This window comes from Virgibacillus sp. CM-4 (assembly GCF_000445495.1).
In the GTDB taxonomy this organism is placed as follows: Bacteria; Bacillota; Bacilli; order Bacillales; family Amphibacillaceae; genus Virgibacillus; species Virgibacillus salexigens.
Window position 1 is genome coordinate 1 of record NZ_AUQA01000006.1, and the last position, 13027, is coordinate 13027.

At 35.8% G+C, this 13027-nt stretch carries 16 protein-coding genes; 10 read left to right on the forward strand and 6 right to left on the reverse strand.

Annotated features, from left to right (window positions below; genetic code table 11):
• The coding region (locus M948_RS43650; RefSeq protein ID WP_041203140.1) for a hypothetical protein at nucleotides 1-262 on the forward strand (262 nt) is incomplete at its 5' end.
• 22 nt (nucleotides 263-284) lie between these two features.
• On the opposite strand, the gene M948_RS33270 is transcribed toward M948_RS43650, so the two are convergent.
• The 3 genes from M948_RS33270 to M948_RS33280 all read right to left on the reverse strand — a co-directional run bounded on the left by M948_RS33270 (nucleotide 285) and on the right by M948_RS33280 (nucleotide 3149).
• Nucleotides 285-1475 (reverse strand): dicarboxylate/amino acid:cation symporter, encoded by a 1191-nt coding sequence (locus tag M948_RS33270; RefSeq protein ID WP_021290807.1) that lies wholly within the window; start codon nucleotides 1473-1475, stop codon nucleotides 285-287.
• Nucleotides 1476-1575: 100 nt separating this feature from the next.
• Entirely contained in the window at nucleotides 1576-1794 is a 219-nt protein-coding gene (locus M948_RS33275; RefSeq protein WP_021290808.1) for a hypothetical protein, read from the reverse strand.
• A gap of 83 nt (nucleotides 1795-1877) precedes the next feature.
• Nucleotides 1878-3149 carry an NAD(P)/FAD-dependent oxidoreductase gene (locus M948_RS33280; protein ID WP_021290809.1) on the reverse strand — a complete coding sequence of 424 codons (1272 nt, stop codon included), beginning with the start codon at nucleotides 3147-3149 and terminating at the stop codon, nucleotides 1878-1880.
• Nucleotides 3150-3367: 218 nt separating this feature from the next.
• Here M948_RS33280 and M948_RS33285 point away from each other — a divergent pair, with 218 nt between their 5' ends.
• The 5 genes from M948_RS33285 (at nucleotide 3368) to M948_RS33305 (ending at nucleotide 8140) form a co-directional block, all read left to right on the forward strand.
• Complete coding sequence (locus M948_RS33285) at nucleotides 3368-4990, forward strand: putative polysaccharide biosynthesis protein (protein WP_021290810.1); 1623 nt, start codon at nucleotides 3368-3370, stop codon at nucleotides 4988-4990.
• Nucleotides 4991-5002: 12 nt separating this feature from the next.
• Nucleotides 5003-5713, forward strand: coding sequence for a pseudouridine synthase (locus tag M948_RS33290; RefSeq protein ID WP_021290811.1), 711 nt, complete (start codon nucleotides 5003-5005; stop codon nucleotides 5711-5713).
• A gap of 17 nt (nucleotides 5714-5730) precedes the next feature.
• Nucleotides 5731-6312: an RNA 2',3'-cyclic phosphodiesterase gene (gene thpR / locus M948_RS33295; protein ID WP_021290812.1), complete on the forward strand. Its 582-nt coding sequence runs from the start codon at nucleotides 5731-5733 to the stop codon at nucleotides 6310-6312.
• On the forward strand, nucleotides 6287-7213 hold the full coding sequence (locus M948_RS33300; protein WP_021290813.1) for a hypothetical protein: 927 nt from the start codon (nucleotides 6287-6289) through the stop codon (nucleotides 7211-7213). Before thpR ends, M948_RS33300 begins: the two co-directional genes overlap by 26 nt.
• A gap of 111 nt (nucleotides 7214-7324) precedes the next feature.
• On the forward strand, nucleotides 7325-8140 hold the full coding sequence (locus tag M948_RS33305; protein WP_021290814.1) for a phosphotransferase family protein: 816 nt from the start codon (nucleotides 7325-7327) through the stop codon (nucleotides 8138-8140).
• Here the strand turns inward: M948_RS33305 and M948_RS33310 are convergent.
• Nucleotides 8127-8414, reverse strand: coding sequence for a YtzH-like family protein (locus M948_RS33310; protein WP_021290815.1), 288 nt, complete (start codon nucleotides 8412-8414; stop codon nucleotides 8127-8129). The genes M948_RS33305 and M948_RS33310 overlap by 14 nt on opposite strands.
• Nucleotides 8415-8490: 76 nt before the next feature.
• Here M948_RS33310 and trmB point away from each other — a divergent pair, with 76 nt between their 5' ends.
• Both trmB and M948_RS33320 read left to right on the forward strand, forming a co-directional pair.
• Nucleotides 8491-9135 (forward strand): tRNA (guanosine(46)-N7)-methyltransferase TrmB, encoded by a 645-nt coding sequence (trmB, locus tag M948_RS33315; protein WP_021290816.1) that lies wholly within the window; start codon nucleotides 8491-8493, stop codon nucleotides 9133-9135.
• Between the two features lie 110 nt (nucleotides 9136-9245).
• On the forward strand, nucleotides 9246-10103 hold the full coding sequence (locus tag M948_RS33320; RefSeq protein WP_021290817.1) for a YtnP family quorum-quenching lactonase: 858 nt from the start codon (nucleotides 9246-9248) through the stop codon (nucleotides 10101-10103).
• A 41-nt stretch (nucleotides 10104-10144) separates the two neighbouring features.
• Here M948_RS33320 and M948_RS33325 read toward each other — a convergent pair whose 3' ends face one another.
• The gene (locus M948_RS33325) at nucleotides 10145-10459 is read right to left on the reverse strand and encodes a PepSY domain-containing protein (RefSeq protein ID WP_021290818.1); all 315 of its coding nucleotides are present in this window, start codon (nucleotides 10457-10459) and stop codon (nucleotides 10145-10147) included.
• Nucleotides 10460-10646: 187 nt separating this feature from the next.
• On the opposite strand from M948_RS33325, the gene M948_RS33330 reads away from it, so the two are divergent.
• Together M948_RS33330 and M948_RS33335 are read left to right on the forward strand one after the other, a co-directional pair.
• Complete coding sequence (locus M948_RS33330; RefSeq protein ID WP_021290819.1) at nucleotides 10647-11714, forward strand: M42 family metallopeptidase; 1068 nt, start codon at nucleotides 10647-10649, stop codon at nucleotides 11712-11714.
• A 27-nt stretch (nucleotides 11715-11741) separates the two neighbouring features.
• Nucleotides 11742-12239, forward strand: a complete 498-nt coding sequence (locus tag M948_RS33335) for a DUF84 family protein (protein WP_021290820.1) — start codon at nucleotides 11742-11744, stop codon at nucleotides 12237-12239.
• A 39-nt stretch (nucleotides 12240-12278) separates the two neighbouring features.
• Here the strand turns inward: M948_RS33335 and M948_RS33340 are convergent, their stop codons facing one another.
• Complete coding sequence (locus M948_RS33340; protein WP_021290821.1) at nucleotides 12279-12719, reverse strand: YtoQ family protein; 441 nt, start codon at nucleotides 12717-12719, stop codon at nucleotides 12279-12281.
• Between the last annotated feature and the right edge of the window lie 308 nt (nucleotides 12720-13027).

Sequence of the window (13027 nt, forward strand, 5' to 3'; positions counted from 1 at the left end):
CACAGTAGTTAAGCTCTCCAGCGCCGATGGTAGTTGGGGCTTTGTCCCTGCAAGAGTAGGACGCCGCCAGGCCATTTTAAAAGCTGTTCGTATGTTTATACGGACAGCTTTTCTAACACTAAATATATTCATTTTATCCCTACAAACTCTGCCTGAAATAGTAAAAGTCAATATTTTTAAAAAACCATATAAACAAATGGCCTCAGTACTCTTAAAACGAAGACTGAGGCCATTGTTAATTCGATATATTCAACAACTTTAAAAGTTTATTCAGCAATACAAGATTAGGTTAGGTTATTTTCTTCTGTAAGATTTCTGCCTTTTTTTCCACTTAATGAATTCGTTATAGAGGTGATGGCTCCATCACCTGTAACATTACAAGCTGTTCCAAGACTGTCTTGTGCTAAGTATAGAGCTATCATTAAAGATACCATCGTTGCGTCAAAACCTAGCATACTTTTGAGCAAGCCAATAGCAGCCATTACTGCACCACCAGGAACCCCTGGAGCAGCAATCATTGTTATACCTAACATTAAGATAAATGGAAATACAGCTGAGAATGTACCAGGCTCTCCTTGTAAAAACATGACAGCTAAAGAACAACTTACTAACGTAATTGTACTTCCAGATAGATGTATATTTGCGAGTAAAGGAACTGTAAAATCAGCTATTCCTTCTCGTACTTTTAATGTTTTTGTATGTTTTAAAGTTACTGGAATGGTAGCGGCAGAAGATTGAGTTCCTAACGCTGTAAAATATGCAGGTATCATTCGTTTTATCATACTGATTGGGTTTTGCTTACTTAACGTTCCAGCTAATGTATATTGAAGCATTAAATAAAGTAAATGCAAAATAATAATCATAACAAATACTTTTGCAAATACAGCTAAAATTGTACTCACTTGACCAGCTGCCGTCATATTGGCAAATATTCCAAAAATATGGATTGGAAGTAAAGGAATAATAACTTTTTCAATAACTAATTGTATAATATCTCGGAAATCAGTTGTTATTTTATATAATGCTTCGCCTTTAATAGTTGCAATACCAAGACCAATGACAAAAGACAGAAGTAAAGCTGTCATAATTTCCATTGGGGGTGGCATTTCAACTTGGAAAAATCCTTCACTAAGGCTCTTGGAAGGATCTGAAAAAGATTGTAAGGATTGCTGGCTCAAAAACGTCGGATAGACGATTTTCGCTACAAAAAATGCTATTACTCCAGCAACAACGGTTGATGTATAAGCTACTGCCCCTGTTAGTCCAAGTAATTTACCTGCACCTCGTCCCATTGAGCCAATACCTGGTGCAATGAAACCTATAATAATTAATGGAATAATAAATTCTAGAAAATTACCGAATATATCGTTAAACGTTGCAAATAATCGAATAAGCCAGTCATTCGCGAATGACCCAATTACAATACCGAGAAGGATTGCTGTAATTATTCTAAGTAGTAGTCCTAGTCCTTTCAATGATTCCCCTCCTTTTATAATACCCCCTATTTTACACAAAATATTACGATTCGTCTAACTAAATTAAAAGCGCACCAAATTTAGGTGCGCTAGTGCCTGCTTAGCTCATTCCATAAGGTCCTAATTGTTGGGAATTACTTGTGCTTGTGTTTCCACTGTTACCGCTACTATTATTTGAATTCGTCATTTGGGAAACGAATGGAATCATCTGTTGCATGGTTTGTCCAAGATTTTGATTGTTTTTTGTCATGGTATAATATGTGGCAGCTCCTACACCAACAGACGCAATAATAGGTAACCATACTCCGTTTTTTTGCATTATTTACCAACCCTTTCTAAACCTTATCGTTTGATTAACAGACATTATTAGGTTAATCCATTTGCTGAATTTAATGCCTAGTATCAACTACCAGCATAATAACCTGTTTCCAACGCAGCATTTAGTCCCGCCAATCTTCCTGTGACTAGAGCCGAAGTAATATTATAACCACCTGTATATCCATGTATATCTAAGATCTCACCACAAAAATATAGACCATGCATGATTTTAGATTGCATTGTATTTGGTACGATTTCTTTTATGGATACACCACCTCCAGTTACAAATGCTTTATCAAGGGGTAATGAGCCATGAACTTGAAATGTAAACTGTTTAAAGTCTTTAATGATATTGCGAATCGTTAATTTTGAGATGGAACTTCCTTTTTCATCGTCCGTAATGCGATGTCGTTGAAATAAATAAGCCATCAATCGTTCAGGTATCCAACCTTTCAGTAAGTTTTTTAGAGATTTCCTTGGATGCTCCTCGACTAATTTCAGTAACTTATTAAATAGCTCTTGTTCGTTGTGTTGAGGTATCGTATCAAGCTGCATTGTTACTGAAGATTGCCCTTTACGTAATTCCTTTACTACAAATTGAGAACAACGCAGAACAGCTGGACCAGAAACTCCAAAATGCGTAAATATCATATCCATTTGATGAGATACAATAGGTTTATGATTTTTATTTAAAACGGTTAGTTTTATATCCCGTAAGGATAAACCTTGAAGGGATTTATTTTGAATAAAAGGTTCATTAGAGGTTAGGGCCACTTCAGTAGGATATAGATCTGTCACAGTATGTCCTGCTTTTTTAGCCCAAGCATATCCGTCCCCTGTAGAACCTGTATGTGGTACTGCTTTTCCACCGACTGCGATAACCAATGCTTTTGTCATTATTTTTGAACCGTCTCGAAGAATAATCGTATGGTTAGCTTGGTCATAATGAATAGCTTTCACAGGAGTTTCAAGTTTTATTGCTACCTGTAACTCATCCATCCGATTTAAAAGGGCGTTAACAACGGTTTTGGATTGATTAGAGACAGGAAACATTCTTCCGTGGTCTTCTTCTTTAAGAGGAACGTTTAGTCCTTCAAAAAAATCAATAATATCGTAATTATTAAATACTGAAAATGCACTATATAAAAATTTGCCATTGCCAGGTATATGTTTGATCACTTCATCTTGAGGAAGACGATTGGTAACATTGCAACGGCCACCCCCAGATATAGCTAATTTTTTCCCCAATTTCTTCCCTTTTTCAATTAATAAGGTCTTCGCCCCTGATTCGGAAGCTGCAATAGCTGCCATCAAACCAGAAGGCCCACCACCAATTATTATTACGTCATAGGACAATTTTCTTCATTCCTTTCCGTATGTATATTAACATGATCTATTAATACGAACAATTTTTTACTGATGGTATGTAATAAATAGGAGTTGAATTGATAATGATGCAGTTAAATTGTGATAAAATAGTGCAAATGATTCTTTTTATCAGAAATGAAGTTTCTGTATAATGATATAATGGTGTCGAATTTTAATAATTTATGTAGATAAATGCGGGTGAAATAATGTCAAATATAGTACGAGGAACCATGTTATTAACTGGGGCGTCTTTTTTGTCGAAGTTTTTAGGCATGATCTATGTCGTTCCTTTTAATGCGTTAGTTGGAGCAAGCGGTGGTACGCTGTTTGCCTATGCATATACGCCTTATAGTATTTTTATAAGCTTATCAACAGTAGGTGTACCTTTAGCAGTATCTAAATTTGTGTCGAAATATAATGCAGTAGGGGATTATGAAACAGGTATGCGCATGTTCCGTGCAGGTTTAACGTTGATGCTTGTAACTGGAACCTTGGCTTTTTTAGCCATGTTTATTAGTGCTGATTGGCTAGCAGCTGGGATGATTACGAGTGACGATCCAGATAGTATTACTGTAGCCGATGTAGCTTTTGTGATTCGTATGGTAAGTGTTGCATTAATTATAATTCCAGCTATGAGTATTGCCCGGGGTTTTTTCCAAGGCCATAACTCGATGGGACCAACGGCAGTCTCGCAAGTAGTTGAACAAATTGTTCGGATTGTTTTTCTTTTAGGCGGCTCATTCATTATTCTAAAAATATTTGATGGAACAATACTTGCAGCTGTTGGATTTTCTACGTTTGCAGCCTTTCTTGGCGCATTGGCATCATCAATCATTCTATGGTTGTATTGGCGTAAAAGAAAACCATTTTTAGAAAAACAAATTCATCAGCAAACATATACGCATGATGTTCGTAAGAAGGATTTGTTTGCTGAATTGTTCCGTTATGCAGGACCATTTGTACTGGTAGGATTAGCAATCCCATTATATCAATTAGTAGATCAATTTACATTTGAACGTTCAATGGTAGCAAGTGATCGACAAGATATTTGGGAATTTACGTACTCGGTTATCAATTTTTATGGACATAAGCTCGTTATTATTCCAATTACGTTAGCAACGGGTTTATCAATGGCGATATTACCTGAAATGACCAAATCATTTACGCAACAAAACCAAACACAATTGAAGCAGCAAATTAATCATGCTTTTCAAATTATTATGGTTTTAGTTATTCCTGCTGTTGTCGGGCTTTCTATGTTATCGAATGAAGCATATGGGACACTGTTTGGTGAAATGGATAAGCTGCATATTTCAGGTCCATTGCTTGCTTGGTATGCACCAGTTGCTTTATTATTTGCACTATTTAGTGTCTCATCCTCCGTATTACAAGGGATAAACCAACAACGTTTTGCAGTTATTAGTTTGTCCGCAGGATTGTTAGTTAAAGTGCTATTCAATATACAGTTAATCTATTTATTTGGAGCAAAAGGTGCTATTTTTGGAACTGCAATTGCTGCTGGTATTGCAGTGATGTTAAATCTTTGGAGAATCCGTGCTTCCATTGATTTCTCTTATAAACAGTTAATTAAACGTACGATTTTGATTGGGATTTTTGTAACCATTATGAGTGGTTGTATTATCTTACTTAAGTATTTCGTTGGTTTTGCCGTTCCTTATGAGGATACAAGATGGGGGGCAGCTATCATGCTTATTATTGGTGTGATCGGCGGAGGAGCAGTTTATCTATGGCTTGCCTATAAATCCACTTTATTGGAAAGAGTATTAGGGAATCGAGTCCGTGTGTTGGACAAAGTCTTCCAAAGGTAAGGAGGAAAGAATATGCGAATTGATAAATTTTTGGCGAATACAGGTTATGGTAGTCGTAAAGATGTGAAGGTATTACTTAAGAAAAAACAAGTTTTTGTTAATGGTTCTATCGTTAAAAATAGTGCTTTGCATATAAATCCATATGAGGATATGATTAAAGTAAATGATACATTAATAAAGTATCGAAAATATATTTACATGATGATGAACAAACCTCCTCAGGTTATTTCTGCTACGGAAGATAAGCGAGATAAGACCGTCATTGATCTGCTACCTCCAGCATTACAAAATTTTCAACCTTTTCCTGTTGGGAGGTTGGATAAAGATACAGAAGGACTATTATTAATAACAAATGATGGGAAGCTGGCCCATCATTTGTTATCTCCAAAGAAAAACATTGATAAGACATATTACGCTAAAATCGATGGAATTATTACGGAAAATGACATTACATCTTTTCGTAATGGCATTCAATTAAATGATGGATATGTGACTAAACCCGCTGGTTTGTCCATCTTACATCGCGGGGAAATATCTGAAGTACTTGTAACCATTACTGAAGGAAAATTCCACCAAGTGAAAAGGATGTTTCATGCGATTGATAAACAAGTAATTTATTTAAAACGCATGCAAATGGGGAGATTAAAGCTTGATCAATCTTTAGCTTTAGGAGAATATCGTGAACTTACAGAAGAAGAACTTCAATTATTAAACAACCCCTAAAACATTGGAGGCTTATCATGACTGGAGAACCGCATTATTTTATAGCTGTCCCATTGTCTAATGATGTGAAAGAACGTTTTTCTTTAACGCAACAGCAAATAAGCAATCTGCCATACAAACAATGGACGGATTGGCAAGATATGCATATTACATTAAAGTTTTTAGGCCCTGTTTCCGATATTAAATTAAAAGCATTGATTCATCGCTTACATCAAATTTCTTTTCGGGGATTCACTTTAAAAGCAAGTAATATCGAAACGTTTGGTAATCCAGCAAGACCCAGAGTATTATATGTCTCTGTCGAATTATCTAAGCAGTTGACTGCGTTATACCAAAAAATAGAACTAGCTTCTTTGGAAGTTGGATTTTCAAAGGAAAACAGAATTTATATACCACATATAACGTTAGCTAAAAAATGGATTGGACAGAACGATTGGTTGAATAAGTTGGATCAAGTTAAAGCAAATGTCCAGGGGCCCATAAAAATAGATGTACGTGAATTTACACTATTTCGTATTTATCCGAACCGTATTCCAAAATATAGAATAATTGCTACGTTTCACGAACAAGGGGGTGGAGCATCTGGCTCAATTAATTAAGCTTCAAGATTATATTTCTCGCTATGAATGGAACCCATTTCGCTATCCAAGTCAGTTTATACGATTGAAACAAGAAAATTGGAAAAAATTGACTGTAGAATGGGAGCAGATCGTAGAGGAACCGGAGGAAGAAGAAGCATCTCCTAAATCATCACGTTTTTCCAAATGGAAACGGTGGAAACAGAAACCGAGGGTAGATGTAACAGGGGAGCGAGATCATACAGAATCTTTACCACCTACCAAAGAAGAGCTAAAGCATTATTTCTTGAATCGTTTAATGGAGATTCAGATGAAGTGGGCAACTTCCACAATAACGGATATTTCTTATATTAATCAAAAATACAGCTATGATCCGGAAATAAAATATTTTCTTCAGCGCTTTCCAGATACATATCTCATTATGTATTATCCAATTTTTAATATAAAAAAAGCACCAATAGAGGGAGAAATCATTGTAATTACGCCGATTAATATAGAAATTATATATTTAATGGATGAGGGTAAAGATGCTATGATTATCGCTAGTGATGAACGAACATGGACAGTGGATGTACAAGATAAGCGATATAAAATTATAAATCCTCATATCGCTTTAAAACGGACTGAACAAATCATAAAAAGTGTACTTGCCTTTCATGATTTAGAATTTCCAATTAAGAAGACAGTATTATCAAAAACAAACGAAATACTGTATACTGACGAACCTTTTTATACTCAGCTCGTTGGTAGAAAGCAATATGAAGAATGGTTCTTAACAATGCGTAGTTTGTCTTCACCATTAAAAAACCAGCAATTGCGAGTGGCAGATGCATTATTAAAACATTGTCAAACAAGCTCAGTCAAGCGGCTGGAATGGGATGAAGAAACGTATGCTTTTGGATTCACAGAAGAAAATAATTGACTGTGGTGGGGAAGCGAAGAACATGCTAAACTATTCACATATTTGTATTTTTGCTTAGAACTAGATAAAATGTATTATTGAACGCTAAATTTTGAAAGATGTGAGGAATTTATGGTGGACTGGCTGAAGCGAGTTCTAGGTTATGAATGGGAGATTACTCCAGCAGGGGGATTGACTGGAGATGCTTATCTAGCTACAAAAGACAATCAACGATTATTTTTAAAACGTAATTCTTCGCCATTTTTGGCTGTATTATCAGCCGAAGGAATTGTTCCCAAGCTAATTTGGACAAAACGTATGGAAAATGGTGATGTGATTACAGCACAGGAATGGCTTGAAGGAAGGGAATTGAAGCCAGCAGAAATGCAGCATTTACGTGTTGCTGAGCTGCTGCACAAAATCCACCATTCCTCGGAATTATTATATATGCTTATGCGATTAGGGAAAAAACCTGTCACATCTGATGAAAGTTTTTCTAATATAAGATTGAGATTAGAGCGTATTGGTTTATTTAACCAAGATCAAGTAAGAATAGCACTTGTTTTTTTGGAGCAATTATTACCAATTACTAGAAAGCAAAAATTGGTCGTATGTCATGGTGATTTAAATCATAATAACATTTTACTTTCAAAAGAAGGACATCTTCATTTGATTGATTGGGATAATGCTCTGATTGCAGATCCTGTAACAGATTATGGAATGGTATTAAACTGGTATATTCCTAAAGAAAATTGGAATGAGTGGTTAGAGCACTATGGTGTCACTAGTGACGACCATTTAATTGAACGGATGTACTGGTATTTACTTCTTGATGTGTTACATTATTTATGTTGGCATTTAGAACGAGATGAATTGATTAAATACAGGGAAAGATTAACGGACTTAGAAGAATTAAACGAGCAAATTAGAGCATTTAACGTTCACTAGTTTGATGTAGCGCATGAAGCCATGATGCTAAATTTTGATCATTTGCGGTTATATGATCTTCTATATTTTCAACAATTTCCCCATCTTTTCCATAGCTGTATATTTCAGGAAGAATACGAAGTAGTTCTTGATCCGTAACGTTATTATTATTCATTAAAGATTGAACGAGTCTAGAGATTTGTTGATACTCCGAAACATGGCCACAGCATTCGCCTTTTTGTTCATCTAAAAGGTCTATTAACAATGTTAATTGATTGTTTGTGTTTAATGTCATTCGTTATCACCTCTTCCTTAGTATCGTTCATCATTGCATTTCTATACCTCTAAATACAGAAAGAGAGGCTTAAATGATGCGTCAACGAAATAAGCCGTGGGCAGACGATTTTTTAGAAGAGAATACACATATTGTTATTCCAAATCCGCAAGAATACAAAGGTAAATGGAAAAAATTCTTTGGTAATGATAAAGCCGTTCATATTGAAATTGGAACAGGAAAAGGACAATTTATTGTTGAGATGGCTAAACAGTTTCCAGAAGTTAATTTTATTGGAATTGAACTCGCTAAAAGTATCATTGTTACAGCAGCTCAAAAAATCAACGAATCGAAACTAAATAATATTGTGTTGATTAATGAAGATGCTGCTAATCTAAAAGAAATATTTGCAGAAAGCGAATTAGCAACGATTTATTTGAACTTTTCGGATCCGTGGCCTAAAAACAGGCATGAAAAACGGAGACTTACCTATCATACCTTTTTAGAAAAATATCAAGAAGTATTACAACCGTCGGGAGAAGTCATTCTAAAAACCGATAATATGGGATTATTTGAGTACTCGTTAACAAGCTTCTCTCAATTTGGGATGCAACTTGAGGAAGTCAATTTGGATCTGCATCGTATTCATGATCCAACCAATAGGATGACAGAATATGAGGAGAAGTTTTCGAGCAAAGGCCAGCCAATCTATAGATGTCGTGTATCTTTCCACAATATGTAGACAAACAATCGATCGACGATATATTCGATCGATTGTTTTTTTTGCATTTTAGAAAGCGTTTGCTAGCTGACTGTTCTTTGCTAAACTAATAGGAAAAGGGGGGAATATAAATGGAGAATTTGCAAGTAGGTAGAGCTAGATTAACTTGGTTGCGCGGTGGAGTTACTTTTTTGGACGGTGGAGCCATGTTTGGTGTCGTACCAAAACCACTTTGGAGTAAGAAGTATCCATCCAATAATAATAATCAAATTGAGTTACGAACAGATCCAATTTTAGTGGAAATCGACAATAGAAACTATTTAATTGATACTGGAATAGGCGCAGGTAAGTTGTCTGATAAACAGATCCGTAATTTTGGCGTTATCGAACAATCCTACATCGAGAACGCTTTAGCACAAATAGAATTAACACCAGATGATATCGATGCTGTCCTTATGACACATCTTCATTTTGATCATGCATGTGGATTAACAAAGAAGAATGGGGACTCCTTAACTTCTGTTTTTCAAAATGCAATCATTTACACATCTTCAATTGAATGGAAAGAAATGCAGAAGCCGAATATTCGATCATCTAATACGTATTGGGAGAATAATTGGGTACCAATCGTTGACCAGGTTCACGTTTTCGATAAGGAAATAGAGATAACGCCAGGTCTAAAAATGATTCATACGGGGGGACATAGTAATGGACATTCTATTCTCGTATTTGAAGAAGGAAATGAGTGTTTTATCCATATGGCGGATATTATGCCGACACATGCGCATCAAAATAAACTGTGGGCATTAGCGTATGATGATTATCCCGTTACCTCAGTACATGAAAAAGAAAAATGGATGAAATATGGTTATGATAAACAAGCTTGGTACACGTTTTATCATGATGCCTATTATCGTGCGATTCAGTTTAATAAAAATGGTGAAATCAAAAATTTAGTTGAGCGAACACGCTATACAGATAGGAATTGAAAGCTGCTCAGAACTTGAGCAGCTTTCCGTTTGGATGTTCATTATACGGTTTGAACAGAGTCAATGACTGCTCCTGTTTCAACATCAACATAGAATTCATACTGTTTATTTTCGCCATCGAGGCTGCGTGTTACTCCACCACGATAGGCATTGTACAATAAACCGTTTTTTTCTACTTCTTGTGGTTTCATATAAATCCATGAACCACTAATTGGTCCTTGTTTTTTAAAAGTTTCTTTTGCTTGTTTTAAAGCTTTTTCTGGTGTTATTTTTTGGATTTGATCTAATTGTTGTTTAGCAATATAACCGACGGCTACACCTAATCCTGCTGCAAGAACTGCTTTTTTTACACTCATATCATGTTCACCTCTTGCTATAATATTAAAATCGGTAGTTTTGGGTCTACAAATGTTAGTATATCGTATTCTGAAAAAAATAGAAAATAATAAATCAAGGTATGTTTATTTATTAAGGAATAGTGGATATACATCGACTATTTCCGTTATACTAGCTATATTACATAGCAAAGGCGGGATATGAGAGATGAATCAAGAGACATTAGCAATGTTTAGGGAATTAACCGAATTACAGGGAGCTCCGGGTAATGAACACCCAGTCCGTTCATTTATGAAAAGAGAACTTGACAAGTATGCTGATGAGGTGATTCAAGACCATCTTGGTGGTGTTTTTGGTGTTAAAAAGGGAAAAGGTCCAAGAGTAATGGTAGCTGGTCATATGGATGAGGTTGGATTTATGGTTACACAAATTACAAAAAATGGGATGATTCGTTTTCAAACATTAGGCGGTTGGTGGAGCCAAGTCTTATTAGCTCAACGCGTTCAAATTATGACGGAAAACGGACCAGTCATTGGAGTTATTGGTTCGATACCACCACATAATTTAACAGATGCACAACGGAAAAAACCAATGGAAATGAAACATATGCTTATAGATATTGGTGCCGATGATCAAGATGATGCAGAAAAAATTGGAATTAAGCCAGGGCAACCCATTGTCCCGTTGACACCATTTACACCTATGGCCAATAATAAGAAAATTATGGCGAAAGCTTGGGATAATCGATATGGATGTGGATTAGCCATTGAACTACTGAAGGAATTACACAACCAATCTGTACCTAACTATTTGTACTCTGGGGCGACTGTCCAGGAAGAGGTTGGGTTAAGAGGTGCTCAAGTAGCGGCAAATATGATTAAACCAGATATATTCTTTGCGTTAGATGCTTCACCTGCTAATGACGCATCCGGTAATAAAGAAGAATTCGGTCAATTAGGTGAAGGAGCATTACTCCGTATATTTGATCGTTCGATGATTACACATCAAGGTATGAAAAATTTTGTATTAGATACGGCGGAAAGCCATGATATTCCGTACCAATATTTTATATCGCAAGGAGGAACAGATGCTGGACGTGTCCATATGACTAATCATGGAGTGCCTTCAGCAGTTGTAGGAATTTGCTCACGCTATATCCATACTTCTGCTTCTATTATTCATGTGGATGATTACGCTGCTGCTAAAGAACTATTAATACAATTAATTAAATCAACAGACCAAAACACATTAAATTACATTCACCAATCTGTTTAATCTAAGGTCTTGTAGAGGATGAAAGAAATGAATATAATAGTCGGTTCCACTAATCCTGCTAAAGTAAATGCAGTAAAAGAAGTATTCTATGAGAAAATGGTTGACTCAAAAGTTGTTCCATCACATGTTTCTCCTCAACCTTTCTCTGATGATGAGACGAGACAAGGAGCAATTAACCGAGCAGTAGCTTGCACTTCTAGTGATACAATGGGGATTGGTTTAGAAGGTGGAGTGATGTATGTTGAAGAGCAACTCTTTCTTTGTAATTGGGGGGCATTAGTAATTCCTGATCAGACAATTTTTACTGCTAGCGGTGCTCGTATTCCCTTACCGAAGGAAATAGATATCCAATTAGAACACGGGATGGAACTTGGAGACATTATGAATGCGTATGCCAAACGAAAAAATGTAGGGAAGAAAGAGGGAGCTATTGGCATATTTACAAATGAAATGATTTCGAGACAAACGATGTTTAGCCATGTTGTTAAATTATTACGTGGTCAATGGGAATACAATAGCCGGTAGAGCTGTTCTGCTCAACCGGCTATTTATCTTTCACTATGTTTACTCATATACATAATGAATAACATCTATTGCTTGTTCAATTGTTTCGACAGTTACATTTGCTTTTTCCGACAACTCTTTTAAAGGATGGATAAGTGAATCTGGTCGAACGATAATTGTTGGTTTATTTAATGATATCGCCTGACTTGCGTCCATAGCGGTATTCCATTGCTTATATTTTTCACCAAATAGCGCAATGATAATATCTGCTTTTTCCATCAAAACCTGGGTTCTAAAGTTATTTATCTTCGAAGCGGCTTCATCTTTATAAACCTTGCTCGGCTGGTTACCCAATATCGCTTCTCCAATATTATCTGAGCGATCATGATTGGTTTGTGGTGCAACAAAGGTTAAAGGTAATCCCTTTTCTTGTGCCAACTGTTTTATAGTTTCTCTCCAATCATCATGAATTTGTCCAGCTAAATATACTGTGAGTTCCATGCGCTTTCTCCCTCCTCATAAATCCTTCTATATCTATAGTATACAAAATTAAAATAACTGAAAAGCATTTTACGTAGTAGATTGATCTCGAACGTTTCACATTCTATGAAATTCATAGTAATATAGGTAAAGGAATAGGTAGCTGTACAATTCGTTCATTCAATTAGGGGCTCTAATATACGTATGGTGTAATCCAAAAGACAAGCCAATTCATTGCAAGTGGATGCAGGATATAAAAGTAAAATAATATACCTATAAGGTTTAATTTAAAATACGAAAATGCATCGATTTTTTTAGACAATGGTATA

Coding starts and splice junctions, on each gene's coding strand:
- M948_RS33275 (WP_021290808.1), bottom strand. CDS start 1,794: ATGCAAAAAAACGGAGTATGGTTACCTATTATTGCGTCTGTTGGTGTA.
- M948_RS33285 (WP_021290810.1), top strand. CDS start 3,368: ATGTCAAATATAGTACGAGGAACCATGTTATTAACTGGGGCGTCTTTT.
- M948_RS33290 (WP_021290811.1), top strand. CDS start 5,003: ATGCGAATTGATAAATTTTTGGCGAATACAGGTTATGGTAGTCGTAAA.
- thpR (WP_021290812.1), top strand. CDS start 5,731: ATGACTGGAGAACCGCATTATTTTATAGCTGTCCCATTGTCTAATGAT.
- M948_RS33305 (WP_021290814.1), top strand. CDS start 7,325: ATGGTGGACTGGCTGAAGCGAGTTCTAGGTTATGAATGGGAGATTACT.
- M948_RS33310 (WP_021290815.1), bottom strand. CDS start 8,414: ATGACATTAAACACAAACAATCAATTAACATTGTTAATAGACCTTTTA.
- trmB (WP_021290816.1), top strand. CDS start 8,491: ATGCGTCAACGAAATAAGCCGTGGGCAGACGATTTTTTAGAAGAGAAT.
- M948_RS33320 (WP_021290817.1), top strand. CDS start 9,246: ATGGAGAATTTGCAAGTAGGTAGAGCTAGATTAACTTGGTTGCGCGGT.
- M948_RS33325 (WP_021290818.1), bottom strand. CDS start 10,459: ATGAGTGTAAAAAAAGCAGTTCTTGCAGCAGGATTAGGTGTAGCCGTC.
- M948_RS33330 (WP_021290819.1), top strand. CDS start 10,647: ATGAATCAAGAGACATTAGCAATGTTTAGGGAATTAACCGAATTACAG.
- M948_RS33335 (WP_021290820.1), top strand. CDS start 11,742: ATGAATATAATAGTCGGTTCCACTAATCCTGCTAAAGTAAATGCAGTA.
- M948_RS33340 (WP_021290821.1), bottom strand. CDS start 12,719: ATGGAACTCACAGTATATTTAGCTGGACAAATTCATGATGATTGGAGA.